At 63.1% G+C, this 24,149-nt stretch carries 25 protein-coding genes and 1 tRNA gene; 13 read left to right on the top strand and 13 right to left on the bottom strand.

The window, feature by feature from the left end; genetic code table 11:
* Nucleotides 1-9: 9 nt before the first annotated feature.
* The 3 genes from HMPREF3104_RS03050 to HMPREF3104_RS03060 all read right to left on the bottom strand — a co-directional run bounded on the left by HMPREF3104_RS03050 (nucleotide 10) and on the right by HMPREF3104_RS03060 (nucleotide 2,183).
* Nucleotides 10-774: an alpha/beta fold hydrolase gene (locus HMPREF3104_RS03050; protein ID WP_070494195.1), complete on the bottom strand. Its 765-nt coding sequence runs from the start codon at nucleotides 772-774 to the stop codon at nucleotides 10-12.
* A 9-nt stretch (nucleotides 775-783) separates the two neighbouring features.
* Entirely contained in the window at nucleotides 784-1,314 is a 531-nt protein-coding gene (locus tag HMPREF3104_RS03055; RefSeq protein WP_052205542.1) for a phage holin family protein, read from the bottom strand.
* 77 nt (nucleotides 1,315-1,391) lie between these two features.
* Complete coding sequence (locus HMPREF3104_RS03060; RefSeq protein WP_070494197.1) at nucleotides 1,392-2,183, bottom strand: HAD family hydrolase; 792 nt, start codon at nucleotides 2,181-2,183, stop codon at nucleotides 1,392-1,394.
* Between the two features lie 184 nt (nucleotides 2,184-2,367).
* On the opposite strand from HMPREF3104_RS03060, the gene ssd reads away from it, so the two are divergent.
* The 7 genes from ssd to HMPREF3104_RS03095 all read left to right on the top strand — a co-directional run bounded on the left by ssd (nucleotide 2,368) and on the right by HMPREF3104_RS03095 (nucleotide 6,717).
* Nucleotides 2,368-3,387 carry a septum site-determining protein Ssd gene (gene ssd / locus HMPREF3104_RS03065; RefSeq protein WP_070494199.1) on the top strand — a complete coding sequence of 340 codons (1,020 nt, stop codon included), beginning with the start codon at nucleotides 2,368-2,370 and terminating at the stop codon, nucleotides 3,385-3,387.
* A complete protein-coding gene (locus HMPREF3104_RS03070; RefSeq protein ID WP_070494201.1) occupies nucleotides 3,384-4,523 on the top strand; it encodes a TadA family conjugal transfer-associated ATPase in 1,140 nt (379 codons plus the stop codon). The genes ssd and HMPREF3104_RS03070 overlap by 4 nt, the downstream gene beginning before the upstream one ends.
* Complete coding sequence (locus HMPREF3104_RS03075; protein WP_070494202.1) at nucleotides 4,520-5,284, top strand: type II secretion system F family protein; 765 nt, start codon at nucleotides 4,520-4,522, stop codon at nucleotides 5,282-5,284. Before HMPREF3104_RS03070 ends, HMPREF3104_RS03075 begins: the two co-directional genes overlap by 4 nt.
* Nucleotides 5,281-5,859, top strand: coding sequence for a type II secretion system F family protein (locus HMPREF3104_RS03080; protein WP_070494206.1), 579 nt, complete (start codon nucleotides 5,281-5,283; stop codon nucleotides 5,857-5,859). The genes HMPREF3104_RS03075 and HMPREF3104_RS03080 overlap by 4 nt, the downstream gene beginning before the upstream one ends.
* A 72-nt stretch (nucleotides 5,860-5,931) precedes the next feature.
* Nucleotides 5,932-6,123 (top strand): DUF4244 domain-containing protein, encoded by a 192-nt coding sequence (locus HMPREF3104_RS03085; protein WP_070494245.1) that lies wholly within the window; start codon nucleotides 5,932-5,934, stop codon nucleotides 6,121-6,123.
* Between the two features lie 19 nt (nucleotides 6,124-6,142).
* Nucleotides 6,143-6,415, top strand: a complete 273-nt coding sequence (locus tag HMPREF3104_RS03090; RefSeq protein ID WP_070494209.1) for a hypothetical protein — start codon at nucleotides 6,143-6,145, stop codon at nucleotides 6,413-6,415.
* A complete protein-coding gene (locus tag HMPREF3104_RS03095; protein WP_052205535.1) occupies nucleotides 6,412-6,717 on the top strand; it encodes an Rv3654c family TadE-like protein in 306 nt (101 codons plus the stop codon). Before HMPREF3104_RS03090 ends, HMPREF3104_RS03095 begins: the two co-directional genes overlap by 4 nt.
* Here HMPREF3104_RS03095 and HMPREF3104_RS03100 read toward each other — a convergent pair.
* Nucleotides 6,714-9,113: a DEAD/DEAH box helicase gene (locus HMPREF3104_RS03100; RefSeq protein WP_070494210.1), complete on the bottom strand. Its 2,400-nt coding sequence runs from the start codon at nucleotides 9,111-9,113 to the stop codon at nucleotides 6,714-6,716. The two genes, HMPREF3104_RS03095 and HMPREF3104_RS03100, sit on opposite strands and share 4 nt — an antisense overlap.
* Nucleotides 9,114-9,288: 175 nt before the next feature.
* Between HMPREF3104_RS03100 and HMPREF3104_RS03105 the strand changes: the two genes are divergently transcribed.
* On the top strand, nucleotides 9,289-9,492 hold the full coding sequence (locus HMPREF3104_RS03105; RefSeq protein ID WP_070494214.1) for a cold-shock protein: 204 nt from the start codon (nucleotides 9,289-9,291) through the stop codon (nucleotides 9,490-9,492).
* 217 nt (nucleotides 9,493-9,709) lie between these two features.
* On the opposite strand, the gene HMPREF3104_RS03110 is transcribed toward HMPREF3104_RS03105, so the two are convergent.
* Nucleotides 9,710-10,345 carry a DedA family protein gene (locus tag HMPREF3104_RS03110; protein WP_070494216.1) on the bottom strand — a complete coding sequence of 212 codons (636 nt, stop codon included), beginning with the start codon at nucleotides 10,343-10,345 and terminating at the stop codon, nucleotides 9,710-9,712.
* Nucleotides 10,346-10,496: 151 nt separating this feature from the next.
* On the opposite strand from HMPREF3104_RS03110, the gene topA reads away from it, so the two are divergent.
* Nucleotides 10,497-13,400, top strand: coding sequence for a type I DNA topoisomerase (gene topA / locus HMPREF3104_RS03115; protein WP_070494219.1), 2,904 nt, complete (start codon nucleotides 10,497-10,499; stop codon nucleotides 13,398-13,400).
* Between the two features lie 21 nt (nucleotides 13,401-13,421).
* Here topA and HMPREF3104_RS03120 read toward each other — a convergent pair whose 3' ends face one another.
* Complete coding sequence (locus HMPREF3104_RS03120; protein WP_070494220.1) at nucleotides 13,422-14,948, bottom strand: adenylate/guanylate cyclase domain-containing protein; 1,527 nt, start codon at nucleotides 14,946-14,948, stop codon at nucleotides 13,422-13,424.
* 36 nt (nucleotides 14,949-14,984) lie between these two features.
* On the opposite strand from HMPREF3104_RS03120, the gene HMPREF3104_RS03125 reads away from it, so the two are divergent.
* The 3 genes from HMPREF3104_RS03125 to HMPREF3104_RS03135 all read left to right on the top strand — a co-directional run bounded on the left by HMPREF3104_RS03125 (nucleotide 14,985) and on the right by HMPREF3104_RS03135 (nucleotide 16,778).
* Nucleotides 14,985-16,199: a DNA polymerase III subunit delta' gene (locus HMPREF3104_RS03125; RefSeq protein WP_070494222.1), complete on the top strand. Its 1,215-nt coding sequence runs from the start codon at nucleotides 14,985-14,987 to the stop codon at nucleotides 16,197-16,199.
* A gap of 107 nt (nucleotides 16,200-16,306) precedes the next feature.
* Nucleotides 16,307-16,379, top strand: a tRNA-Thr gene (locus HMPREF3104_RS03130).
* A 120-nt stretch (nucleotides 16,380-16,499) separates the two neighbouring features.
* A complete protein-coding gene (locus HMPREF3104_RS03135; RefSeq protein ID WP_070494224.1) occupies nucleotides 16,500-16,778 on the top strand; it encodes a hypothetical protein in 279 nt (92 codons plus the stop codon).
* 167 nt (nucleotides 16,779-16,945) lie between these two features.
* Here the strand turns inward: HMPREF3104_RS03135 and HMPREF3104_RS03140 are convergent, their stop codons facing one another.
* Together HMPREF3104_RS03140 and HMPREF3104_RS03145 are read right to left on the bottom strand one after the other, a co-directional pair.
* On the bottom strand, nucleotides 16,946-18,100 hold the full coding sequence (locus tag HMPREF3104_RS03140) for an MFS transporter (protein WP_070494226.1): 1,155 nt from the start codon (nucleotides 18,098-18,100) through the stop codon (nucleotides 16,946-16,948).
* Nucleotides 18,100-19,758, bottom strand: a complete 1,659-nt coding sequence (locus HMPREF3104_RS03145; protein ID WP_070494228.1) for an AMP-binding protein — start codon at nucleotides 19,756-19,758, stop codon at nucleotides 18,100-18,102. Before HMPREF3104_RS03145 ends, HMPREF3104_RS03140 begins: the two co-directional genes overlap by 1 nt.
* A gap of 67 nt (nucleotides 19,759-19,825) precedes the next feature.
* On the opposite strand from HMPREF3104_RS03145, the gene HMPREF3104_RS03150 reads away from it, so the two are divergent.
* A complete protein-coding gene (locus HMPREF3104_RS03150) occupies nucleotides 19,826-20,686 on the top strand; it encodes a GDSL-type esterase/lipase family protein (protein ID WP_070494230.1) in 861 nt (286 codons plus the stop codon).
* Here HMPREF3104_RS03150 and HMPREF3104_RS03155 read toward each other — a convergent pair.
* From HMPREF3104_RS03155 to HMPREF3104_RS03175, 5 genes are read right to left on the bottom strand one after another with little or no spacing between them, the layout of a single operon-like run.
* Nucleotides 20,683-21,009, bottom strand: coding sequence for a DUF2304 domain-containing protein (locus HMPREF3104_RS03155; RefSeq protein ID WP_210386481.1), 327 nt, complete (start codon nucleotides 21,007-21,009; stop codon nucleotides 20,683-20,685). The genes HMPREF3104_RS03150 and HMPREF3104_RS03155 overlap by 4 nt on opposite strands.
* A gap of 5 nt (nucleotides 21,010-21,014) precedes the next feature.
* The gene (locus HMPREF3104_RS03160; protein WP_070494235.1) at nucleotides 21,015-21,722 is read right to left on the bottom strand and encodes a glycosyltransferase family 2 protein; all 708 of its coding nucleotides are present in this window, start codon (nucleotides 21,720-21,722) and stop codon (nucleotides 21,015-21,017) included.
* 22 nt (nucleotides 21,723-21,744) lie between these two features.
* A complete protein-coding gene (locus tag HMPREF3104_RS03165) occupies nucleotides 21,745-22,542 on the bottom strand; it encodes a glycosyltransferase (protein ID WP_070494237.1) in 798 nt (265 codons plus the stop codon).
* A 23-nt stretch (nucleotides 22,543-22,565) separates the two neighbouring features.
* Nucleotides 22,566-23,429, bottom strand: coding sequence for a glucose-1-phosphate thymidylyltransferase RfbA (gene rfbA, locus HMPREF3104_RS03170; RefSeq protein WP_070494239.1), 864 nt, complete (start codon nucleotides 23,427-23,429; stop codon nucleotides 22,566-22,568).
* Nucleotides 23,430-23,442: 13 nt separating this feature from the next.
* A complete protein-coding gene (locus HMPREF3104_RS03175; protein ID WP_070494241.1) occupies nucleotides 23,443-23,883 on the bottom strand; it encodes a hypothetical protein in 441 nt (146 codons plus the stop codon).
* Nucleotides 23,884-24,149 lie beyond the last annotated feature (266 nt).

A 24,149-nucleotide genomic window follows, 5' to 3' on the forward strand; every position in this document is an offset into this window, starting at 1 on the left:
CGTGGTGCTCTAGCGCAGGGTGCTGATCAGCGTTTCCACGAAGCGGTCCGGGTCCTCGATGTGGGGCGCTGCACTGAACCAATCGCGGACAGGGGCAGCAGCGCGAGAACCAACACCAGCACCACGCCGCAGGCCAGGCAACACTGGCCGCAGCCGGGAGGTTTCCACGATGTGGGGCAGGGCGTGGTCAATCTCGCGCGCCAAGGTTCTTAAGTGCAGGAACTCCTCGAAGCGTGGGGTGTTGTGGAAGGCGGGGGAGGTATCAGCGGCCAGGCTGGCTCGCCAAATGTGGTCTTTCACGCGAGCGCTGGCGCCCAGCAGGCGTGGGCTCACACGGGCACCATAAGCAGCTAGGCCGCGGCTGGGAGGAAGCGCAACAACGCGCTTAATAACCTGCGGGTTTCGTGCAGCGGCAGCGCGGGCGATGATTGCGCCCGTGTCAGCGCCGACAACGGTGGCTGTTGTGTGGCCGAGGGTGTGGATGGCACCGTGGACGTCCTCAAGCAAAATGTGCAACCAGCTGCCCGCGCGATGAGCGGGCTTGTCACTCATGCCGTACCCGCGCAGGTCAAGGGCCGCAACGTGGTAGCCGTGGGAGGCAAGCGGGGCGATGACATCCTTGAAATCCACCCATGCGCCGAGCGCGCCGTGGATCAGCAGGATCAACTCTGAAGACGCCGACGCGGCGTCCGCCACGTGAAGGCGAACGCCGCGTGTGTGCAGCATGCGGTGGGTGAACTCGCCGTCGAGCTCCACCACGTTGGGGGAAACCACGTTCGGGGTTTAGCGCGAGGTGCCGGAGGTGTACAGGCCAGCCTCGTTCTTGGTCAGGTTTGCCTGCGCCTGGCCCGGGACCAGGTTCTTGAGCTCATTAACGCTGTCGATGGTGCGCTTCGGCGCCTGGATCTTCTTCACGCTGCGGAAACCGATCAACGCCATGAGGCCAGCCAGGGCGATCATGATAAGGAAGACGATGAGGAACGCCCAGCCGCGGTGCATCCAGGATGCCAACATCTCAGCGAAAGCGAAGAAGAGGAAGAAGGTTGCGTAAAGGGCGATAACGCCGGCGGCGCCGAAGAGGCCACCGCCTACCGCGCCCTTCTTTACAGAACCCATAACCTCGGCCTTGGCCAGCTCAATCTCGCCGCGGACCAGGGTGGATACCTGCTCAGACGCATTCGAGATCAGCGTGCCAATGGAGTCATTGCCGGGTTTGGTGGTGCCGGTTTCATAAAGCGGAATGGAATTCACCACGGAGTCTGCCATGGAGTCCACTGCGTCGGTGCCGCTGGTGTACAGGCCTTTGTTGCTCACTGTTTATACCTTCCTGAACGTTTATTTATCCCATACAACACTAGCCACATTTAGCTGGCCGCGCTGAAAACATGCTGCTACGCCGAGCGCTTATCTTTCAGCAGCTGCCTGGTCAGTAGCGTCGCGGCCAGGGCCACGGCGGCGATACCTGCGACAACGCTGGCGCCGATGGTGACCTCGCGGGCGTTCGGCATTTGGATCAGCGGCTCCGGGTTTTTGAAGATGCGGATCTCCCAGCCGTTGGCGGCCGCGTGCTTCTTCAGCGCGCGCTCCGGGTTGACGGCCACGGGGTTGCCCACCATCTCAAGCATGGGGATGTCCGTGGCGGAGTCGGAGTACGCGTAGCTTTCGGCAAGGTTGTAGCCGTGCTCCTCGGCGAAGCGATGCACGGCGTCTGCCTTGGCGTCGCCCTTGAGGTAGTTGGTGATCTCGCCGGTCAGGCGGCCGTCTTCCACACCCATTTCGGTGGCAACGACGGTGTCAATGCCCAGCTCGCGCGCGATTGGCTCCACCAGGATGGACGCGGAGGCGGAGATGATAATCACGTCGTGGCCTGCGGCTTTGTGCTGGTTAATTAGTTCGCGTGCCTCGGCGTAGATGGCGGGGGTGACTACGGTGCGCATCGTTTCCTGGGTGATGCGCTGAACGTCTTCAACCTTCCAGCCCTCAACCAGTTGCGCGAGTGCGTCGCGGGTGGAGTCCATCTTCTCGCTGGACTGTCCTACGAGCATGTATGACACTTTGGCCCAGTAGAGTTCGAGGGCTTCGGCGCGGGTGATCATGCCGTTGTGCATGAATTCTTTGCCGAAAGCGAACGCGGATGACGTTGCAATGATCGTTTTATCCAGATCAAAGAACGCAGCAGTCATAGTTTGTGAGTGTACTGATTTGCGCGAAGTAAGCACTCTGGGACAGGCCTTGTTTCGGCGAATTCCCAGGTGGTTCAAAAAGTTATCCACAATTTCGTGTTGATGCGTCAACAAAAATCGGGGGTTATCCACAGGTTTTTGCGCGGCCGTTGATGTTTGGTTTCACGGATTGCACGCTGTTTTTATGAATCAGCGCAGCTCAACACCTATCGCCGTGGCAGTGGATGATCCACTGCTGCACCCGGAGGCCATCCACATCGCCGCCGCCACCGGTCGGCCCATCATTGAGGTCCCCGACCCGGCTCAGCTCGCCCGCATTCAGCAGAGAGCCTTCGCCGTGCTTACAGACGCCACGTGTAACCCCACTCCCAACACCTTCCACATCACGCACGATGTGGACCCGACGACACCCCGCACGTTTGCCTTGCCGCTGCAGGCGGCGGAGTTGCTCAAGGCGTTAGGCGCACTGTATACGCAGCTCACGCAGCGCACGCCGACGGCTAGCCGCGGCGGGAAGGTGATTGCGCTGGTTGGGGCGTGTGGGGGAGTGGGGGTGTCTACGTTTGGGGCGTCGATAAGCAAGAAAGCTCCCGGTGCCACCTTGGTGGACGGGCATGCGCACTCCGGCGGGCTGGATCTGCTGCTGGGGCTGGAGGATGTGCCGGGCGCACGCTGGGGTGAGGTGGCCTTTGGTGAGGGGGCGATTGCGCGTGCGGACGTGCGCCGCGCGCTGCCCGTGAGCAGTGACGATGTTGCCGTGCTGACGTTTCCGCGCTCCATGCTTGCCGACGTTTCACTGCCCCAACCCAACGACATCGACGCCGTAGCCACTGCTTTGGGTTCCTCGGGCGTGACCGTGCTGGACGTGCCGGTGGAGCTGGTGCCGCAGCGTTGTGACCTGGCGCTTGTGGTGGTGCCGGGGCAGCTGCGTGCGGCGGCGTCGGCGGCGAGGATTGTGGCGCAGTTGGCCGCGAAGAGTGTGCCGCATGGGCTGGTGTTTCGCAGGCACGGCTGGGAGTCCCTGAGCGCTGGGGAGGTGGAGCGCATTGCGATTTCCAACGTGGTGGCGGAGCTGGCCGACTGCCGGGGCCTGACCAAAACCGTGGAGCGCGCCGGGCTGTCTGCGAGGTTGCCGCGCCAGCTTGCCCGTGCGGCGGATGCGGTGCTGACTGAAGTTGGCGTTGGGGCTGGGGGTGCGCGATGAGCACGCACGAGGAGGTTTTGGCCAAGGTGCAGCGCAGGCTTGCGGACGAGCCGGGCGCACCCACCGCCCAGCGCCTTGCCCAGCTGATCCGCGAGGAAGCGGTGGTGATCAGTGACTTGGACGTGCTGGATCTCATGCGCCGCCTGCGCGAAGACACCACGGGTGCCGGGCCCTTGGAGGCGCTGCTGGCCAGCGGGGACGTGACGGACATCTGCGTCAACGGTGCGGATGCGGTGTTTGTGGATTCCGGCCACGGCTTGGAGCGCGTCACCCAGCAGTTGTTCGCTGCGGAAGAGGACGTGCGGCGTTTGGCCACGCGCCTGGCGCTTCGCTGCGGGCGCAGGTTGGATGACGCGTACCCCTTTGCGGACGGCCACCTGCGCCGGCCAGACGGCACGCTGTTGCGCTTTCATGCGGTGTTGTCGCCGACGTCTGCACACGGCACCTGCATTTCTTTACGAGTCCTCCACACCGCCACCGCTCGCCTGGACGACCTGGTCTCACGCGGTTCGGTGCCCGAAGAGGTGGCCGAGGTGCTGCGCGCCGTCGTTGCTGAGCGCAAGACGTTTTTGGTTGTCGGAGGCACTGGCTCCGGAAAAACCACGCTGCTGTCTGCCCTCCTGGCGGAGGTGGACCCAGCCGAGCGGATCCTGGCCATCGAAGACACCCTGGAGCTGACACCTTCGCACCCGCACGTGCTGAACCTGTCCACACGCGGGGCGAACACGGAGGGCGCCGGCGAGATCACGATTGCAGACCTGGTGCGCCAAGCACTGCGCATGCGCCCGGATCGCATTGTGGTTGGTGAGATCCGCGGCGCCGAGGTCATCGACCTGCTGGCGGCGTTTAACACCGGCCACGACGGCGGCGCGGGCACCCTGCACGCTAACTCCATCGAGGAAGTGCCTGCACGCTTAGAGGCGCTCGCCGCGTTGGGAGGTTTGGACCGCGCCGGGTTGCACGCGCAGCTGGCAGCGGCGGTGGATGTGGTTGTGGTGGTGCGCCGGCTGGCAAGCGGGAAGCGCTGTGTGCAGCAGATCGGTGTGCTCGATGCGGCCGATGGCGTGGTGCGCATGCGCGTGGTGTGGGACGCCGACACCGGCGCACACCCCGGTTTTGCGGAGGTGGCGCCATGAGTGTCAAGGTTGCGCTGCTGTGTGCTGCGGCGTTGGCACTGCACCCGCCAAGGCCTGTGAGCCGGGTGGATGCTGCTTCTCGCCCTTTCAGCCCCGCCTGGATCCCGGTTGGGGTGGGCGTGGTCAGCCTGGTCGCGTTCAGTGTTGGGCGCGCGGGCGTAGTCATTGCCTTGGCTATGGCGGCGGCGGTGGTGGTGTACACGCTGCAGGAACGTCGAAACGCGCGCCTTCGGTTGGCCGGGGCGCAGGCGGCCGCAACGTTCATCGGGCACCTGGCCGAAGGCGTGAGCGCCGGTGCGACCATGGCGGATGCCGCAGCGCGCGCCGCAGAACGCCTCCCCGCAGGCGTACCTCGGGCTCTGCTTCATGACGTCTCCCTGCTCACCACCTTCACCCACCAAGGCAGCCTGCCACCGACCCTGACCACCCCTGAGCTAGAACGGGTGGCGTGCCTGTGGCGCTGCGCGCAGACCCGTGGTGTGCCTATTGCCAGCCTGCTAGCCACCGCCCGCGATGAGATAGACAACCGCCTGCAACACCGCGCCGCCACCGATGCCGCACTCACCGGGCCAAAGACCACCGCCACGGTGCTCTCGCTGTTGCCGCTTGGTGGGGTTGCCATGGGCAGCGCCATGGGTGCTAACCCCGTCGGCCTGCTTCTCGGTCCGGGGATCGGCTCGGCGCTGCTGTTGGTGGGCACCGCCTTCGTATGCGGCGGCGTGCTGGCCTCCGGGGCGATTATCAGGAGGGCCGCCGCATGATTTCTCCACTGACCTTTGTGTTGATGGCGCTTGCTGTGGTGGTGGGCGGGCCGTTACCAAGCAGGCGCGTGCAAATAGCCGGTACTGGCGCGGGTACTGGTGAGCCCGCGCAACACCGCCCTCGCGATGGCCCCGCGATGGCGGATCACAACCGGTGTGCCAGTGACATCGCCCTGTTCGCCGCCTGCGTCACCGCGGGGCTTCCCCCTGCGCTCGCGGCGGCAACGGTGGCGGACACCTACCCATCCGGGGCGAGTCCCTGGCACACCACGGCCGCACTTTTGGCGCTTGGGGCACACCCCGAGCGCGCCTGGTCCGAACTGCGCCCCCTGCCTGGGGGAGCGGACCTGGCAGACCTTGTCACCTTGTCCAACGCGTCCGGTACTGCGCTTGCCAACGGCTGCACGCGCATCGCCGAACGCCTCCGATCCACCTCCGCCGACGCCGCCACGGCGAAAGCGGAACGCGCCGGGGTGCTCATCGCCATCCCCTTGACGGCGTTTTTCCTCCCGGCGTTCTTCGTCCTTGGCCTGGCACCAGTGGTGATCAGCCTGGGCGCAGACATGCTCAATTAATGCACTAACAAAAACGTGAAAGGAACAATCATGAACCGCATCCACACTTTTGCCCTGATCGCACAGCTGAAAATGGGCGATTACCTCGCGCAAACAGCAGAGAAGCTGCGTAACGATAGAGGCTTATCCACCATCGAATACGCCTTTGGCTCTTTGGCGGCCGCCGCCCTTGCCGGCGTGCTGTACATGGTGGTCAACAGCAACGGCGTGAGCAGCGCTATTGAGTCCGTGATCACGGACGCGCTCAATGACCGCCCCAAGTAGCCGCACCCTAGGTTGAGCCATGACCACCATCGAAACCGCACTGTCCATGACCGTGCTGGTCACCGTCACCGCGGCCATCATCGGGGGTATTGCCACCATCGCGGCGTTTATCTCCGCAGTGGACATCGCGGGTGCGGCGGCCCGCTCGGCCGCCATTGGCGTGAGCTACCAACCCCCGCGCGGTGAGGTAGCGATCAGCGAATCCGCAGGCCTAGTCACCGCCACCGCGCGCGTCCCCGCAGCCATTGGCACCATGCGCGCCCAGGCCATCTTCCCCGTGGAGTACCAATGAGCACCGTCACCTCTGCCGGCATCGTCAGCGCCGTCGTCGCCCTGGCCGCCTCCGTGGCGGCGATCGGCGGTGCGGTTGCGGATTCCCACCGCGCCCAGGTCGCCGCCGAGCTCGCCGCCGTCGCGGGTGCCACCGCCCTCTACCAGGGCGCGGACGCCTGCGCGGTTGCCGCACGCACCGCCGAGCTCAACTCGGCCACCCTGGAGCATTGCTTGCTTATCGACGGCCACGTCACCACCACAACCGCCATCCCCCGCACCATCCGCACAGCCACCGGCCACGCCCGGGCAGGCCCGCTCTAGTCCTTCTCTTTCTTCATGACGGAGGGGCTCTGCCCCGACGTCATGCTCTGCCCCGACGTCATGGTGACAAGCGCGCCAAGCAGCTTGAGCGCGGCGTGTTTGTCCAGCGGCTGGTTGCCGTTGCCGCACTTCGGCGAGTGCACACACGAGGGGCAGCCGTCCTCGCACCCGCAGGCGCGCACCGCCTCGTAGGTGGCGGTGATCCATTCGTGGAAGCGGCGGAAGCCCTCGTCGGCGAAACCTGCGCCGCCGGGGTGGCCGTCGTAGACAAACACGGTGGGCAGCATCGTGTCTGGGTGCAGTGCGGTGGATACTCCGCCGATGTCCCAGCGGTCGCACGTTGCAAGCAGCGGCAACAGGCCAATGGCGGCGTGTTCCGCGGCGTGCAGCGCGCCGGGAATTTCGCCCGCGGAAATGCCCATCGCGTCCAGTGCCATCGGGTCGATGGTGTAGGCCACCGCCCTGGTGATCAGGCGTTGTTCGGGTAAGTCGAGCGGGATGTGTTCGGAGACGGTGCCGTCCGCAAGCCGGACCACATAGCCCGTCACCCGGTCAACCACCTCAACATCCACATTGGCCACCCACAGCCCCGGCGAGGGGTTGGTCAGCTCAGTTGGTGTGCCCAGGATGGTGATGTCCGTGGTGGAGCGCGCCTGCGTGGTGTAGTCCGGGGTTTCCGGCGTCACAAGCGCCACGTAGTCCTCCAGGTCCAGCGTGTCCACGACGAATTGTTCGCCCTGGTGGATGTACACGGCGCCGTCGTGAACCTGGCTCATCGCGCGCGCTGCATCCACGGTGCCAAGCAGGCGGCCGTCGGTGACGTCCACAATCGCCACCTCCTGGCCGGACCCGCCGCGCAACGACACGTTCGCGTGCGCCGTCTCCGGGGAGATCTCCCCCTGCAGCTGCGGTACGGCAAAGTAGCGCTCCCCGCGCTTGCGCAGGAAACCGCCGTCGACCAGCTCGTCCACCACTTCGGCAGCACCGAAGGTCTCAATGTCCGCGCTGGTCAGCGGGCGCTCAACGGCCGCGCAGTACACATGCCCACGAAGCAAATACGGATTGGAGGGATTAAACACACTGTTTTCCACCGGCTTGCGCAAAAGCGCCTCCGGGTGATGCACCAGGTAGGTATCCATCGGGTCATCGCGCGCCACCAGCACCGCCACCGAATGCTGACCCCGCCTGCCCGCGCGCCCTGCTTGTTGACGAAACGACGCAACCGTCCCCGGAAACCCCGCCATCACCACAGCGTCCAACCCACCAACATCAATGCCCAACTCAAGCGCGTTGGTGGTGGCCATGCCGAGCAACTCGCCTTCATCGAGTGCGCGCTCTAACTTGCGACGATCCTCCGCCAGATAGCCCGCACGATATGAGGCCACCCGCTCGGCAAAATCCGGCCTGCCCAAAAGAACCAGCTCCTCCTGGGTGCGCATGGCCACGATCTCCGCCGCGCGCCGGGAGCGGACGAAGGTGAGGGTACGTGCGCCGTCTGCAATCAGCTGCGCCATGATGCCAGCCGCCTCGGTGGTGGCGGCGTAGCGCACCGGCGCACCATTGTCCGCAGTCGGGGCGTCCGGGCCCTCGATAAAGCCCGGTTCCCACAGGGCGATGGTGCGCTCACCGGTGGGCGCACCGTCCTCCGTCACCGCAATGACCTCGCGCCCACACAACCTGGACGCCTGGCCCGCCGGATCCGCAGCGGTTGCAGAGGCGAAGATAAACGTCGGCGTTGCGCCGTAAGCCTCCGCAATCCTGATCAACCGACGCAGCACCAACGCAACGTTCGCCCCAAACACCCCGCGGTAGGTGTGGCACTCATCCACCACCACGTACCGCAAATGCCGAAGCAGCCGCGCCCACCGCTGATGACCAGCCAAGATGCCCGCGTGCAACATGTCCGGGTTGGTGAACACAAACCGCGACTGCTCCCGAATCCCCGCCCGCGCCTCCTGCGGCGTATCCCCGTCATACGGCGCCGGGCTGATATTGGCCGCACGCAGTCCTGCCGCACCCCGCACCATCTGCGTGGTTGCCTGCAACTGGTCAGAGCCCAACGCCTTCGTCGGCGTCACATACAACGCACACGCCTTCTCATCCGCAGCCAGCGCAGACAACACCGGCAGCTGATAACCAAGCGACTTGCCTGAAGACGTCCCCGTTGCCACCACCACATCACGCCCCGCCCACGCATGCTCCGCGGTTGCTGATTGGTGGATGTAGGGGTGGGTGACGTCGGCGTGAACAAGCAACTGCTCCAAACTCGGCTCAACCCACGCTGGCCAGCTGGCGAAACGCGCCGGGCACGCCGGCACCTTCTCAACATGCGTGATGGTGGAATGCGGCAGACGGCGCTTGAGGGAACCAATGAGACTGTCGCCGAAATCTTCCATGCAAGCAGGGTAGCCGCGCAGGCCAATTCGTGGCAGACTGGGAAACGTTCACAGATTTTGTGCGCGCCCTACGGCGGCGCTCGCGAGGATTGTGCACGCGGGCGCCAGGTCTTTCGAAGTCCTGGTGGACGACAACTCCAAGAACATCACGTCTTTCGAAAGGTCCAAACACACAATGGCAACTGGAACTGTCAAGTGGTTCAACGCAGAAAAGGGCTACGGTTTCATCGCACCAAGCGACGGATCCGCAGACCTCTTCGTTCACTACTCCGAGATTCAGGGCTCCGGCTTCCGCACCCTCGAAGAGAACCAGCAGGTTGAGTTCGAGATTGGCGAAGGCCAGAAGGGCCCGCAGGCCCAGCAGGTAAACGTCATCTAGCGTTTTGTTACCTCGGGCGTTTACCGCTCTTGATAGTCCCCGCCCTGGTGGTGGGGGCTTTTTCGTTGGGGGAGTGGCTAGTCCGTGGGGTTGGCATCCGCGGTGCAACAATCTGGGGAGCTCGTGTCGCCACTTGGGCGTTTAGGGTTCAGAATGCAACAATTTCGGGATTAGTGCAGCGGCGCCCCTGAAAAGCTAAAGCCCCAGCCCGAAACCCCTAGACCTCCGACACACCTCGGCGGATGTCGCGGTTTTCAAAGAACCAGTTCTGCACACGCTGGATGATCAGGCCAACCAAGGACCCCAGCGCAACGCCGACGATCATGGCGAGCAGGGGGTAGTCCGCAAGCAGGGAGCCACCGGCGTAGCCCAAGCCCACGGCGAGGGAGGCCCAGAGGATGACACCGATGGTGTCGTAAATAAAGAAGGCGAACCAGTTGTAGCCAACGGAAGCAAAAACAATGGTGGCAACCCACCGGGCCCAGGGGAGGAAACGGCCGACGAGGATGGTGATGCCGGCGCTGCGTTTCATGTTGCGGCGCACCCATTGGATGGCTTGGCCGGCTTTGGAGTCCGGGTCGAGGCGGTTGACCACGCCGATGAGGCGGCCGCCGAGGGCGAAACAGATATTGTCTCCAACCACACCACCGATGATGGCGGCGATGATGGTGTATTTCAGGTCGGGGACACCTTGAGACGCGGAGAACGCCCCGGCCAGGTTGAGGATGGTTTCGCTGGGCAGGAGGGGGCAGATGGCGTCGCCCACAATGACAAGGCTGAGCAGCGGGTAGAAGAACGGCGTTGCCATCAGCATGTGCAGGAATGCAATGAATGCGTCCATGAGTGATGACATTGCTTCCACGCCGTAAGCCTCCTTCCAAATGCAGGGCCAAATACAGGCCCAAAATAAGCTCCCCAGCTAGTGTAGTCTTCTGCGCCACAAACCCTTGGGGGCAAGGTTCGCAGGGTCCTTGCAGGGGTAGTGTTGCCGTGATCTGCTACAAATGAGGAAGTTTCGGCAAAGTGAAGTGAGGTGTCACATCAGCGTGGCTGCGAGCGGCAAGACCCTGGTGATCGTTGAGTCGGCGACCAAGGCGAAGAAGATCCAAAAGTATTTGGGTGACAATTATATTGTGGAGGCCTCGGTGGGCCATATCCGCGATTTGCCCAGTCGCGCTGCCGATATTCCGGCGAAGTACAAAAATGAGCCGTGGGCGAAGCTGGGTGTGAACCCGGATGAAAGCTTCGCGCCTATCTATGTGGTCAGCCCGGATAAAAAGAAGAAGGTTTCGGACTTAAAGGCCAAGCTCAAGGAGTCGGACAAGCTTCTTCTGGCAACAGACCCGGACCGTGAGGGTGAGGCGATTGCCTGGCACTTGCTGGAGACGTTGAAGCCGAAGGTGCCGGTTGAGCGCATGGTGTTCAACGAGATTACTGAGTCCGCGATTCGTGAGGCCGCCGAAAACACTCGCGAGTTGGATATGGATTTGGTGGATGCGCAGGAAACGCGCCGCATCTTGGACCGTCTGTATGGCTATGAGGTCAGCCCGGTTTTGTGGAAGAAGGTTATGCCGCGTCTGTCGGCTGGCCGTGTGCAGTCGGTGGCTACGCGTGTGATTGTGGAGCGTGAGCGTGAGCGCATGGCGTTCATTGCTGCGGAGTATTGGGATCTCACGGCTTCGCTTACCCCGCAGAGCGGCGACACGAACTTCGATGCGAAGCTCATTACTATCGACGGCGCACGTATCGCCCAAGGACGCGACTTCGACGATAGGGGGCGGTTGAAGGGGGAGGCGGTGGTCGTCGATAAGCAAAAAGCCCAAAGCTTGGCTGGTGCGTTCGGCGATACTATGCGGGTGACCAGCGTGGAGGAGAAGCCGTACACGCGTAAGCCCTATGCGCCGTTTATGACGTCGACGCTGCAGCAGGAGGCTGGCCGCAAGCTGCACTTTACGTCCGCGCGCACGATGCGCATTGCGCAGCGTTTGTACGAAAACGGCCACATTACCTATATGCGTACAGACTCGACGTCTTTGTCCAAGCAGGGCCTGGATGCGGCGCGTGCTGCGGCGCGTGAGCTCTACGGTGCGAACTTTGTGGCGGATTCCCCGCGGGTCTATGAGCGCAAGGTGAAGAACTCCCAGGAGGCGCACGAGGCGATTCGCCCAGCTGGTGAGCGTTTTGCAACGCCGGGTCAGCTGGCGGGCTCCCTGGATGCCGAAGAGTTCAAGCTCTATGAGCTGATCTGGCAGCGCACCGTTGCCTCCCAGATGACGGACGCGCGCGGCAACTCCACGAAGATCACGGTGACCGGTGAGGCGAATACCGGCGAGGTCGCTGAGTTTGCCGCTACCGGCCGCACGATCACCTTCCCGGGCTGGCTGCGCGCCTACTCTGACCAGGACAAGGAGACGCACCTGCCGCAGGTAGCTGAGGGTGATGCGCTGAACGTCAACGGCATCAGCGCCGATGAGCACTCCACGAACCCGCCGGCGCGCTACACCGAAGCCTCCCTGGTGAAGAAGATGGAGGAGCTGGGCATTGGCCGCCCGTCCACCTACGCCAGCATTATCAAGACCATCCAGGACCGCGGCTACGTGGCTGCCCGCGGCAACGCGCTTGTGCCTACGTGGGTTGCGTTTTCCGTGGTTGGCCTTTTGGAGAACAACTTTGACGCGCTGGTGGATTATGACTTCACCTCATCCATGGAAGATGAGCTGGATGAGATCGCGCACGGCAATGAGGACCGCACGCAGTGGCTCACCGGCTTCTACTTCGGTGACGCTGATGCGCGCGACACCATGGCGGATGCCATTGCGCGCCGCGGCGGTTTGAAGCACATGATTGACGCAAACCTGGAGTCCATTGACGCCAGGGAGGCGAACTCACTGAAGCTGTTCGAGGACAGCGAGGGGCGCGACGTCATCGTGCGTGTTGGCCGTTACGGCCCCTACATTGAGCGTGTGGTGGGTACCACCGCAGACGGCGAGCCGGAGTACCAGCGCGCGAATCTGTCCGAGTCCGTCACGCCGGATGAGATCACCCTTGAGATGGCGGAGAAGCTCTTCGCCACCCCGCAGTCCGGCCGTGAGCTGGGCGAAAACCCGGCCAACGGTCGCATGATTGTGGCCAAGGAGGGCCGTTACGGTCCGTACGTGACAGAGCTCGTGCGTGACGACGAACGCGTGAAAGCCGAAGCCCACGCCGAAGAAGTTGTCGCCGAAGAGCGTGCCGCGGAAGACAAGCAGCGTGCGGAAGAAGGCAAGCGCGCCAAGAACTGGGAGACCAAGACGGCGGCTGCGCAGAAGGAAAAGCGCATCGCAGCGCTGGTGGACGAGCAGCTCAAGCCAGCCACCGCATCCCTGTTTGCCTCCATGGAGCCGGCGACGGTGACGTTGGAGGAGGCGCTGAAGCTGTTGTCGCTGCCGCGTGAGGTTGGCGTGGACCCGGCTGATGGCGAGGTGATCACCGCGCAGAACGGCCGCTACGGCCCGTACCTGAAGAAGGGCAGCGACTCGCGCTCCTTGGCCAGCGAGGACCAGATCTTCAACATCACGCTGGAGGAAGCCCGCCGCATTTATGCGGAGCCGAAGCGCCGCGGCCGTGCTGCTGCGAAGCCGCCGTTGAAGATGCTGGGTGACAATGACGTGACCGGCAAGCCGATGTCCATTAAGGACGGCCGCTTCGGCCCCTACGTCACCGACGGCGTGACCAACGCCTCTCTGCAGCGTGGTGATACGCCAGAGACCATGACGGACGAGCGCGCCAACGAGCTGCTGTCTGCCCGCCGCGCCCGCGAGGCGGCGGATGGTGGTGCCGCCAAGAAGGCCACCAAGAAGCGTGCAAAGAAAACCACGAAGCGTGCAAAGAAAACCACGAAGCGTGTGGTCAAGGCCCGCAGGAAGTAGCGGCGGTCGGATTAGGACGGGTTAGGAGCGGTCCGCCAGGGTGGAGCGCACCGGACGGGCCAACTGCGTCATCTTGTTGCGGCCGCGCAGCTCCACGGACTTCATCAGGGTCCAGCGCTGCTGCTCCACCTCATTGGCTGCGCGCAGGGTCGCCGCGTTGGTGAGCACCTTGCCCGGGGTGTCCTTTGCCAGTTCCGTCAGGCGTGCGGCGGCGTTAACGGCGTCGCCGATCACGGTGTACTCGAAACGGTCGGAACCACCGATGTGGCCGGCAACCACGTGCCCGGACGCCACACCGATGCCTGCCTGGAGTTCAAGGCCAGCCAGTTCGTCGGTGAGTTCGCGGGCGGCTTGGAGGGCGTGTGACGCAGCGTCGTGAAGCGAAACTGGAGCTCCAAAAACCGCCAAGGCAGCGTCGCCCTGGAACTTGTTGATGATGCCCTTGTTCTCATGCACCACGTCCACGACGATCTCGAAGAAGCGGTTGAGCTCCGCCACAACCTCCTCCGGGGTGTGGTCGACGGCGAAGGTGGTGGACCCGATCACGTCGATGAACAGCACCGCCACGCGGCGATCCTCACCGCCTAGCTCCGGCTTTTCCTCTAGGGCCTTCTGGGCAACCTCGGCGCCGACATAGCGGCCGAAAATGTCCCGCACGCGCTGGCGTTCGTTCAGCCCGCGCATCATCTCGTTGAAACCGGCCTGCAGAACGCCGATCTCCGAGCCGTCGTAGATATCCACCTGCGTGTTGCGCTCACCGCGGCGCACGCGGTTAATCGCGTCCTGCAGCTCCTTAATCGGGTCCACCACGTTCATCACCGAAAATGCGGTGCCCACAAAGCCGGTGATCAGCGCTGCGATGGTGAGCACCAGGGCCGCCGGGATCAACTCGCCGGGGGTGTGGGTGAAAAAGCCGCGGGCCTGCGCAACAAACAGCAGCAGGATGCCCAGAAGCGGCACGCCGGAGGTGACCAGCCACGTCATGTACAAGCGCTGCTTGATCGGTGGCTCAAGCGTGGAATCTTCAAACCTGCGCGCCAACGCCGTCGCCGCAACTGGGCGCACCAGGCGCTCTGCCTGCAGGTACGTCAACACCGCCATGACAAAACAGGTGAGCAGCGTGGCTACGAAAATAACTAACGCCAGCTGCCACGACAGGCGGGAGGCCACAAACGTGATGATTGCAATGCCAACCAGCCACACCGCAACCACAATGCCCGTCTGCAAAACAGGCAGGCGAAGTACCAGGTTGCGCACCATATTCGGGTCATGATCGTCCGGACTTAACTGCCATTCCAAAACCGGGCGGAAGAGCAGCAGCGTCACAATCAGGCCAATAACCACGGCCAGGGCGAAGTAGATCACGCCGATGAGCCCCAGGCCCATGTGGTCCAGGCTGAGTTCTTCAACCTCGCGCATGGGCAGCAGGTAGCGCACGAACAACATGATGGCGATGGCGCCAACGACATTGGTGCCCAGCACACTCGCGGCGTACAGCGGCCACGATGTGCGCATGAGCCAGGTAAGGCCGCGCCAAAGTCGTTTCATGGTGTATCACCTTAGCGCCGAGTACCCTTAGCCGTTGTGACTACCGTAGCTCCGCGCAGCGTTGCACAGCGACTTGCTGATGCACCCAAGGTCCGCGACACAATTTTGGCCGCCGCCGCAGCCGCACGCGGAGTGGAAGGTGCGGACCCCCACGCCTTTGCGCACGCCTGGTTGTTCACGGGCCCGCCCGGCGCTGGCCGCTCGAATGCGGCGCTGGCGTTCGCCGCGGCGCTGATGTGTGAAGACCCGTCCGAGATCGGCTGCGGCCGCTGCAAGTCCTGCCGCGATGCCCTGGCGGGCACCCACACCGACCTGGTGCATGTCGTGCCGCGCGAGCTTGCCATCAAAGTTGAGCCGGTGCGTGAGATTGTTGCTCAAGCTTCCCGCTTGCCGACGGTTGCGTCACACCGCATCCTCATCATCCAAAACGCCGACCGCCTTACCAAGGAGGCGGCCGACGTGCTCCTCAAAACCGTTGAGGAGCCACCGGAACAGACCGTGATCGTGTTGTGTGCGCCGTCCACGGACCCCCAAGACATCTCGCAGACGCTGCGCTCACGCTGTAGGCACCTCTACATCCCGGCGCCCTCGCAGCGGGAAGTGGTCCGCGTGCTTATGAAGGAAGAGGGCGCCAGTGAGCACGATGCGCAGCTGGCTGCGGCAGCGTCCCTGCACCACATCGGGCGCGCCCGCAAGCTGGTGACCATGGAATCGGTGCAGTTGCGCCGCGCTGCCGCCATCAACTTGGCGGAGCTGGTCTTCCACGGCGCCCAAGGCTTCCAGGCGGTGTCCACCCTGGTCAAGCGCGTGCAGAAGGAGGCGGTGGACGACTACGCCGAGGCGGACGCTCTAGAGCGCGAAAAGCTTGAAGTAGCGCTTGGCGTTGGCACGAAGGGGCGCGGTGCCGCCAAAGCAATGTCCGGCACTGCCAGCGAGCTCAAAGAGCTTGAGGTCGCGCAGAAGGCGCGTGCTACTCGACGCAAACGTGACGCCCTCGACCTCGCCCTCGTAGACCTCGCCGGCATCTACCGCGACGCGCTGGTGTTCAAGTCCGGTGCGGAAGTGCCCCTGACCCACCCGGACTTTTCTGGCCTGGCGGAGGAGATTGCCAAGCGCGTGTCCCTTGAAGGTCTGGTGGCCTGCCAGGACGCCATCGCCCAATGCCGCGCCCGCCTACACCAAAGCGTTGATCCCACCGTGGCGTTTAACGGCATGCTTGGGCACATCCGTAAAGCTTGCGGCGCCCGCTGATGAGGTTTTTCTGGCCCTGACCAGTGCGTTTCTTTTGTTCGGTGATGTCCACTACACTGTCATCCCGGTACACACTGCGTACTGTGTTGCGCACAATGTTGTGTCCGGCCACCTTAGCTCAGTCGGTAGAGCATCTCACTCGTAATGAGAAGGTCGCGAGTTCGATTCTCGCAGGTGGCTCAACTAAAATCCCAGCTAGACAATAGTTTTAGCTGGGGTTTCGTTGTTGGTGTGGCTTGCCGAGTTGTCCCCGGTTGTGGTGGCCACCCCTAAAAGAACTCGGAGAGAAATTTGCTCTATGTGGCTCTTGGCGCAGTGGTCGCGCTCTTCATCTCGTTATGCATCATGGCAATGGGGTACCTAGTCCACCTGTCGGCTAAGCGAAAGGTGCTTTCTCCATACCGTTTCTTAGTCGTGATGGTTGTGCTAGCACCGGTTTTTCTGATCTACGACATACTCAGCGATGAGATGTGTAGCGGCCTTTTCAATTACGTGGTCAGCGGTTACTTAATTACCGCAGTCATCATCAGTTCTCTGTGGCGCATCATCACGGATGGTTTCAACAACGCGCGGGAATAGGGGCGATCACTGGGAAAGAGACCGCGTGCAGTACCGGATAGCCGGATGCGTCGATTAATCCGTTACGAGTACTAACTATGCGGAATCGACAGCCGTCTCGCCGCGCCCTCTAAACGGAGCTAGCTCCATCTAGGCCCGCATACCCACGACGCCACACACCCCGAACCTCAACCCCCAACAACCCCGCGCACCAGGTACCCGCGTTGAATCTGCGCGCTGCGGATGAGCGCGGAGCTCGCGGCGAGCACGGCGAACACCGCAAACGGCAGGCTCGGCCCGACGCGCGGCGTGATCCACGCGATCAGCGGCGAGATCCCGAACCCGATGTAGGTGGCCACGTAGTACAGCCCGATGACGCGGCCGCGTTTTTCGGGCGGGGTGTACTCGTCGACGTCGAGAAGCCCCTCGCGCAGGCACAGCCCGTACGCCAACCCGAGCAGTGCGGTAGCAGCCAGGAACACGGCGGCAGAAGGTCGTGCCCCGCCAACCGCGATGAGCGCCATGCCGCCGGCCGCACCGAGCGCCCCGACCACGCCTGCGCGCGGCCCCCACTGCCCGCGGCGCGCGAGCGCCTGCACGGCCAGCGCCACGCTAAAGCCCAGCACAGCGGCCACGCCGGGCATAAACGCCGCGCCGATGGCAAAGTCGGTGCGCCCGGCCAGCACCACCATCGCCGTCGTGATTGAGGCGAAGACCCAGATCCCCATCGGCACCGCAGTCGCGAGCGCCTTGGCCTCGCTGTGCGCGGAGCGAGTCTCAGCCGTCCGCGTCACCGCAGGTGCGCCGTCGTCGCGCATGCGTATCGACGCCACCATCACCCCCACAGCCATCACAATCGGCACCACGAACGGGATCTTCACCGCGTCCGCGGCCAGGTGGGCGACCACGCCGGAGGAAACCGGACCAAGCATGAACCCGGTGGTCAGGGCGATGCCCGCGGCGGTGGCGCCACTCGCGCCGCGGAGCCTGCCTGCCCAGGCGGTGCCGGCGCTGACCACCAGACCCACCCCGAGCCCGACGATGAAGCGGCCGAGGAGCAACCCGTGTCCGGGGACGCCCAGCATGAGGTAGACGTTGCCCGCGGCCGCGATAACGGTGCCCGTAACCACGGCGGGGCGGGAACCGAAGCGGTCGGCGACCCACCCGCCGATGAGCAGGCTGGGGAAGAGTCCAACCGCGTAGATACCGTAGGCGCTGTTGGCCAACACGGCGGAGACGTCGTGGTCGCGGCGCAGCAGCACCAGCACCGACGCGAAGTGGTTCGCGGACCACCCGGCGGTGATCAAAAACGCGAGGGTGAGCGCGTACGTGGCGCGTGCCATTAGCTGTCCCGGCGGCTTTCCGGCAGCAAGCGCGGCACGACCTTGCCAATGGCGTTTCGCGGCAACTCCTCAACAAAGTGCACGTCACGCGGGATGGAATGGTCCGCCAGGTGGTTGCGCACCCAGTCGCGGACGGAATCTGCGGTGAGTGCATCCCCCGCCGAGTCACCAGCGCGGACGATCCAGACGGCGATGCGTTTAAACATCACGTCATCATCAACGCCGTGGGCGTAGACCTCGTCCACACCCGGCATCTCTTCGAGCACCTCAATGACGGATTGCGGGTGGACGTTTTCGCCGCCGACGATGATCATGTCGTCATTGCGGGACAGGACGTGGAGGAAGCCGTCTTCGTCGAAGTAGCCGAGGTCGCCGATCTCGATAAGCCCGTCGATTACTTCGGCCTTGGTCGCCGGGTTGGTGTAGCTGCGCAGGGCGGTTTCGTTGTGGAGGAAGATGCGGCCGGTTTCGCCGGTGGGGACTTCGTTGCCGTTGGCGTCGAAAAGCTTGAGCACCGTGCCAGGGGGAACCTTGCCCGCGATGCTTGGGTCTGCCTGCAGCTGTTCGGGTGTTGCGGCGGCGGCCAGGGCGAGCTCGGTGGAGCCGTAGATATTGGCAATGATCGGGCCGAAACGTTCGGTGGTGCGCCGCAACAGCGCCGGCGTGATGGCGTTTCCGGCGGTGGCTAGGTAGCGCAGGGTAGACGTGTCGTAGTTTTCGTCCAGGTCCAGCATCTGCTTGAAAAAGATCGGTGAGGAGATCAGGCCGGTGCAGCGGTAGTTCTGGATCTGTTGGAAGCACACTTCCGGGTCAAAAACGCGGCGCGTGACAATGGTGGAGCGGGTTGCCAGCGCTACCTGGAGTGCGGACCAGCCCCAGGTGTGGAAGATGGACGCGGAAAGCTGCACGGTGTCGCCGGCGCGCCACGGGATCGCCTCCAGGTAGCCCGCCACCACAAACGGCAGCTTCGGCTCGGGCCGCACGATGCCCTTGGGGATGCCGGTGGTGCCCGAGCTCATCAGCACAATGTTGCCGTGCTTGGGCCACATGGGCAGTTGCTTGCCGACGCCACGCCGACCCACCAACTCCGCCAACCTCAACATTCCCGCGCCGTCCTCCTCTTCAAAGGCGCGGACAACCGTGATGTTGTCCATGATGGTGTCGGTTTCGGGGAGGCGGGGGAGGAACTCGTCATCAATGAACAAGATGTTGATGCCGGTTTCTGCGAAGATGCCGCGCAGCTGCTCCGGGGAGGAGCCGATGTTTAGCAGGAAGATGTGTCCGCCGGCATAGCCCTTGGCGCCTAGCGGCAGGATGATGCCGCGGCCGTTGCGTGCCATCACGCCAATGCGTAGCTCATCAAGACCGCGTTCCTCTTTGGTCTCAAGGAGCCAGGCGGCGAGTGAGCGCGATTGGTCGCGAAGTTGGCGGTAGTTGAGGACGCCGGAGTCGTCGATAAGAGCGGTGCGCTCAGGCGTAGCGGCTGCGCCTTGTTCGATCTCCCTGGCGGTGGTGAAGTGGAAACGTGCCAGGTTGGGCAGGACTTTGAGGGCCGCAAGGGGGCCGCCTTCGGCGCTGATGATGCCCGCGCGTGTAACGGCCGGGACGAATCGGGCGAAGGATTTCAGTAGAAACGTAGGGTGTGCGGTTGGTCGCATAGTGCTACGGTAGCGTAAGTTACTGAAGTTACAAATGTTTCCAGTGGGAAAATTGGGAGGAAAGCGAATGTTTGGAAAAACCGGGCGCACCAAAGCCCGAAATAAAGCCAAAGCGCTCGTCGCTGCTGCGCTGTGCCTCGGCACATTCGCACAGTCTGTAACCGCACCACAGATGGCCCAGGCGCAGCAGCGCAACATGGTCGTTTTCGGTGACTCCGTAGTCTCCGACCCGAATGCGGCCCAGTGGCTCGGCGGCAAACTGGGCATCGGCGGCCAGGGCTCCTCCGACATCACCACCTGGTGCCCAACCAGCCCAACCAGCTGGGGTAAGCGCTCCGCTGCCAAACTGGGCCTGCCAGCCTGGGACTACTCCTGCACCGGCACCGTTTCCATCCAAAAGGGACCGCAGTTTTCCTCCCAGGTCACCCGCGCGGTTAACGACGGTGGCCTGAACCCCAACACCGCCCGCGTCATCATCTCCACCGGATTCAACGACACGTACCATAACGACGGACGCGATCGCGCCACCTTCCGCCGCGACTGGGTCGCCGCCATGGCGCCCCAAATCCAACGCATCCGCGCCGCCGCCCCCAACGCACGAATCCAGATCGTTGGCTACCCCAAGGTCACGCAGAACGGCAACGTGTGCCTCTTCCACGTTGCGCCGAACGTCAGCGACACTACGCCGTTCCCGGCCGTTGCCGATTGGGAAGACAGCATCCAGTGGGCACAGGTAGACCTGGCGCGAGCAACCGGCATCGAGTTCCTAGATCTAAAGCCGTCCACGTGGAACAACAGTATGTGCGCACCTGACCACGCCCGCATGTGGGCTGGCCTAGTGGACTTCTACAGCGGCGCCGGCAACCTGCCGATTCACGTGAACCAGCGCGGCCACGAGCACGTGGCCAACGTGATCGCGGCGTCTTAGTCTGCTTCCGGCGGTACGGCGTTTTGTAACGCCACCGCCCGGGCAAGGCGCGCGTAGCGCAGTTCTTGTTCGCGGAAGCGGGTCCACGTGGAAATCGTCGTAAAGAAAAAAGCGACGATCAGCACATACAGCATCAGATCCGTACCGCGGTCAACCCCCAACCAGTTGGCCAGGACCGTGACATCATCCGGGCGCAGGATCGCCCACACGGCGGCGAGCATCATCAGCACAAAGCCGATCTTCACCCACGCCTTCGCATTCGCCTTCTTGCGGTTGGTGAAGAAATACACCGCCAACGCCACCGTGGCGGCAATCAGGATCATCTGGATCACTTGAGCCTCCTCGCCATCAGGCCGTCTGCAAGAATGTTCACACCGTTGATCAGGGACTGGCCCTTGGACATGGAGTACTCCGTGTACAAAATATCCACCGGCTGCTCGGCCACACGCCAACCGTGATTATCAATCATCGCCACAATCTCCGAGGCGTGGCTCATCCCGTTCATGCGAATGTCCATCTCTTCGGCCACCTTGCGGTTGAAGGCGCGGAGGCCATTGTGTGCGTCGCTAAGACCCAGGCGCTTCGTGCGTGGCGACAGCATCACCACCGTCTTCAACACCACGCGCTTAATCCACGGCACCTGCGAATTATCCTGGCCCGCAAAACGCGTACCCACGATGATGTCCACCGGCTCCGTGCGCAGACGATTAACCATCGCCACAACGTCCTTGACCTGGTGCTGGCCATCGGCGTCAAAGGTGACAAAGTACTGCGCGCCCGGTTGTGCACGTGCGTACTCCACACCCGTCTGAATTGCCGCGCCCTGGCCCAAGTTCACCGGGTGGTTCACCAAATGCGCACCAGCAGCGTGGATGGCTTCCGCCGAGTTGTCGCGCGAGCCGTCATTGACCGCAACGATGTTGGGGAACGTCTCGCGAGCATTCGCAATAACGTCAAAAATCACCTGGCCCTCATTGAAGCAAGGAATGACAAGCCAGGTGTCGCTGAAATCAGGGAGTGTACGCGACGTATCCATCGCAGGGATACCTTAGTCGCCCTTACTGGCCACGGTGGAATAGACGCGAGTACACGCGCTTAGTCACACCGATTGGCAGCATCCGGTACGCATTTCGCACCGCAAAGTTGAATACCGCTCGCGGGCGCGACACCAACCCATAGGCCACCAAATTGCGCTGCATGGTCAGCTCCGCACGACGCGTCTCACCAGCCGCACGACGCCGCAACTGCGCATCATTAACCCGCAGATACGTCAACGGCTCCGGTAGATTCGCCAGCTCCCACCCGTTGCTGAGCAGCCGCGCCCAGAGGTCATAATCCTCCATAAACGGCACGTGCTGGTAGCTGCCCACCTGGCGCACCGCATCCGCGAGGAACATTACGGACGGATGATTCAACGGCGAATTCATCTTCGCGTAATTCCGTGGATTCTCCGGAAGTGCACGGACCGGGCCAGCGTCTTCAATACGATGCTCAAACTCGCGCACCGCCGAGCCAACGGCGGCCACCTCCGGGTGGTGGGCCAGAAACTCCAGCTGGCGCTCAAAGCGCTGCGGGTACGCCGCATCATCCGAATCCAGGCGGGCAACAAACTCCGAATCAACGGTTTCCAGTCCAGCGTTGAGCGCCTTGCCAAGGCCGACGTTGTGCTTCAACGGCACCAGGCGCGCCGGGAACCCCGCTAACACCTCCATCACCGCTTCGGAGACCTGGCCGTCCAGCACCACCACAACCTCATCCGCCGGACGCGTCTGCGCCGCCAGCGACTGCAAGCACACAGCCAACTCGCCCGCATCCGTGCCGCGGTACACGCTCATCAAAACAGCTAGTGAAGCCATGTCACAAAACCCTAATCTCGTACTTAGTCCCGCACCGCATCCAGTAGGTAGCGCCCGTAGCCGGACTTCATCACCGGCTCCGCCAAACGCTCCAGTTGCGACGCGTCAATAAAGCCCTCCCGGTAGGCGGCCACCTCCGGGGAACCAATCACGGTGCCAGTGCGCTTCTGGATGACCTCCACATACGCACTGGCTTCTGACATGGAGTCAATCGTGCCCGTGTCCAGCCACACATCACCCCGGTGCAGGCGGTGCACCTTCAGCTGGCCGCGCTTGAGATATGCGTCATTCACCGCAGTGATTTCCAGCTCCCCGCGCTCGCTCGGGGTAATTGACTTTGCAATCTCCACCACCGAGTTGTCATAGAAATACAGCCCCACCACCGCAAAGTTGGACTTCGGCGTTTCTGGCTTCTCCTCAATGGACAACACCGTGCCATCCGGGTCAAACTCCACCACGCCATAACGCTGCGGGTCCGAGACCTCGTAGGCAAAGATCGCGCCACCCTCCACCTTGCGAGTTTCGCCCAGGATGCGGGTCAGCTCCGAGCCGTCGAAGATGTTGTCGCCCAAGACCAGGGCCACCGAGTCGTCCCCAATGAAGTCCTCGCCGATGATGAACGCCTGCGCAAGACCATCCGGGGAGGGCTGCTCTGCGTAGGAGAGCATGAGGCCGAGCTGGGAGCCGTCGCCAAGCAGCCGCTCAAATGCCGGCCTATCCTCCGGGGTGGTGATCACCAGGATCTCGCGGATGCCCGCGCTGATCAGGGTGGTCAGCGGGTAGTACACCATCGGCTTGTCATAAATGGGCATCAGCTGCTTCGAAATGCCCTGAGTAATCGGGTATAGCCGAGTGCCGGAACCGCCCGCGAGGATGATGCCCTTCATAGCAGCCTAGGGGTTAAAACGGCAGGTCAGGCAGTTGCTTGCGGACGTCCGCGAGCACCTTATCCACCTGCTCCTTATCCATCTGCAACGCCATATTCAGCAGTGCGGTGATGATGCCGATGACAAACAGGATGATGCCCGTCGTGCTCACCTCAGAGAAGTCACCCGAGGAAAACGCACGCAGAATAGTCAGCGTGTCGGACTTCTGCTCCGTGGTCGTCGGGGTGGTGGTCTTGGTGGACTTCGTCACCGTCACCGTTGGCTTGGTGGTCACGGTGGTGGTCACCGTCGAGCCCGGGGTGGGGGTTGCAGTGGCTGTTGGTGTTTCGGTGCCTGTGGCAGTTGCTGTTGCTGTTGCGGTTGGGGTCTCGGTTTCAGCGTCAGCGTTACTGACCAAAACAGTGGCGCACATGGCGGCTGTAGCCAGGCCAATTGCGGTGCGGGTGCGAATCATGCATGACAGTGTATGTCATCGATCGCCGCATGGTTGACTGATCGGTCGCGACATGGCGGGCAAGCAGGTGCCTCGGTGTTCAACCTCTTGGGGTGACGGGTTTTTGGGGCGGGGTGGCCCCAGTTGGGCTCGGTGAAGTCTCGTTTAGCGGTGCGGTTCGAACGTTCGTTTGGCATTTTCTTATCGACGGACAGGGCGTGTGGGGTGGCAGTCTATACTGAATGCAACCGCCAGCCTGTGGTGTGAATGTGCATGCGGAAATAGTG

This window comes from Corynebacterium sp. HMSC30G07 (assembly GCF_001806945.1).
Lineage (GTDB): Bacteria > Actinomycetota > Actinomycetes > Mycobacteriales > Mycobacteriaceae > Corynebacterium > Corynebacterium riegelii.

Excerpts from the sequence above, each read along its gene's own strand:
- HMPREF3104_RS03105 (WP_070494214.1), top strand. The coding sequence starts at position 9,289 with ATGGCAACTGGAACTGTCAAGTGGTTCAACGCAGAAAAGGGCTACGGT.
- HMPREF3104_RS03080 (WP_070494206.1), top strand. The coding sequence starts at position 5,281 with ATGATTTCTCCACTGACCTTTGTGTTGATGGCGCTTGCTGTGGTGGTG.
- rfbA (WP_070494239.1), bottom strand. The coding sequence starts at position 23,429 with ATGAAGGGCATCATCCTCGCGGGCGGTTCCGGCACTCGGCTATACCCG.
- HMPREF3104_RS03175 (WP_070494241.1), bottom strand. The coding sequence starts at position 23,883 with ATGATTCGCACCCGCACCGCAATTGGCCTGGCTACAGCCGCCATGTGC.
- HMPREF3104_RS03110 (WP_070494216.1), bottom strand. The coding sequence starts at position 10,345 with ATGTCATCACTCATGGACGCATTCATTGCATTCCTGCACATGCTGATG.
- HMPREF3104_RS03095 (WP_052205535.1), top strand. The coding sequence starts at position 6,412 with ATGAGCACCGTCACCTCTGCCGGCATCGTCAGCGCCGTCGTCGCCCTG.
- HMPREF3104_RS03070 (WP_070494201.1), top strand. The coding sequence starts at position 3,384 with ATGAGCACGCACGAGGAGGTTTTGGCCAAGGTGCAGCGCAGGCTTGCG.
- HMPREF3104_RS03150 (WP_070494230.1), top strand. The coding sequence starts at position 19,826 with ATGTTTGGAAAAACCGGGCGCACCAAAGCCCGAAATAAAGCCAAAGCG.
- HMPREF3104_RS03090 (WP_070494209.1), top strand. The coding sequence starts at position 6,143 with ATGACCACCATCGAAACCGCACTGTCCATGACCGTGCTGGTCACCGTC.
- HMPREF3104_RS03075 (WP_070494202.1), top strand. The coding sequence starts at position 4,520 with ATGAGTGTCAAGGTTGCGCTGCTGTGTGCTGCGGCGTTGGCACTGCAC.
- HMPREF3104_RS03140 (WP_070494226.1), bottom strand. The coding sequence starts at position 18,100 with ATGGCACGCGCCACGTACGCGCTCACCCTCGCGTTTTTGATCACCGCC.
- ssd (WP_070494199.1), top strand. The coding sequence starts at position 2,368 with ATGAATCAGCGCAGCTCAACACCTATCGCCGTGGCAGTGGATGATCCA.
- topA (WP_070494219.1), top strand. The coding sequence starts at position 10,497 with ATGAGGAAGTTTCGGCAAAGTGAAGTGAGGTGTCACATCAGCGTGGCT.
- HMPREF3104_RS03160 (WP_070494235.1), bottom strand. The coding sequence starts at position 21,722 with ATGGATACGTCGCGTACACTCCCTGATTTCAGCGACACCTGGCTTGTC.
- HMPREF3104_RS03145 (WP_070494228.1), bottom strand. The coding sequence starts at position 19,758 with ATGCGACCAACCGCACACCCTACGTTTCTACTGAAATCCTTCGCCCGA.
- HMPREF3104_RS03120 (WP_070494220.1), bottom strand. The coding sequence starts at position 14,948 with ATGAAACGACTTTGGCGCGGCCTTACCTGGCTCATGCGCACATCGTGG.
- HMPREF3104_RS03100 (WP_070494210.1), bottom strand. The coding sequence starts at position 9,113 with ATGGAAGATTTCGGCGACAGTCTCATTGGTTCCCTCAAGCGCCGTCTG.
- HMPREF3104_RS03060 (WP_070494197.1), bottom strand. The coding sequence starts at position 2,183 with ATGACTGCTGCGTTCTTTGATCTGGATAAAACGATCATTGCAACGTCA.
- HMPREF3104_RS03085 (WP_070494245.1), top strand. The coding sequence starts at position 5,932 with ATGGGCGATTACCTCGCGCAAACAGCAGAGAAGCTGCGTAACGATAGA.
- HMPREF3104_RS03155 (WP_210386481.1), bottom strand. The coding sequence starts at position 21,009 with ATGATCCTGATTGCCGCCACGGTGGCGTTGGCGGTGTATTTCTTCACC.
- HMPREF3104_RS03165 (WP_070494237.1), bottom strand. The coding sequence starts at position 22,542 with ATGGCTTCACTAGCTGTTTTGATGAGCGTGTACCGCGGCACGGATGCG.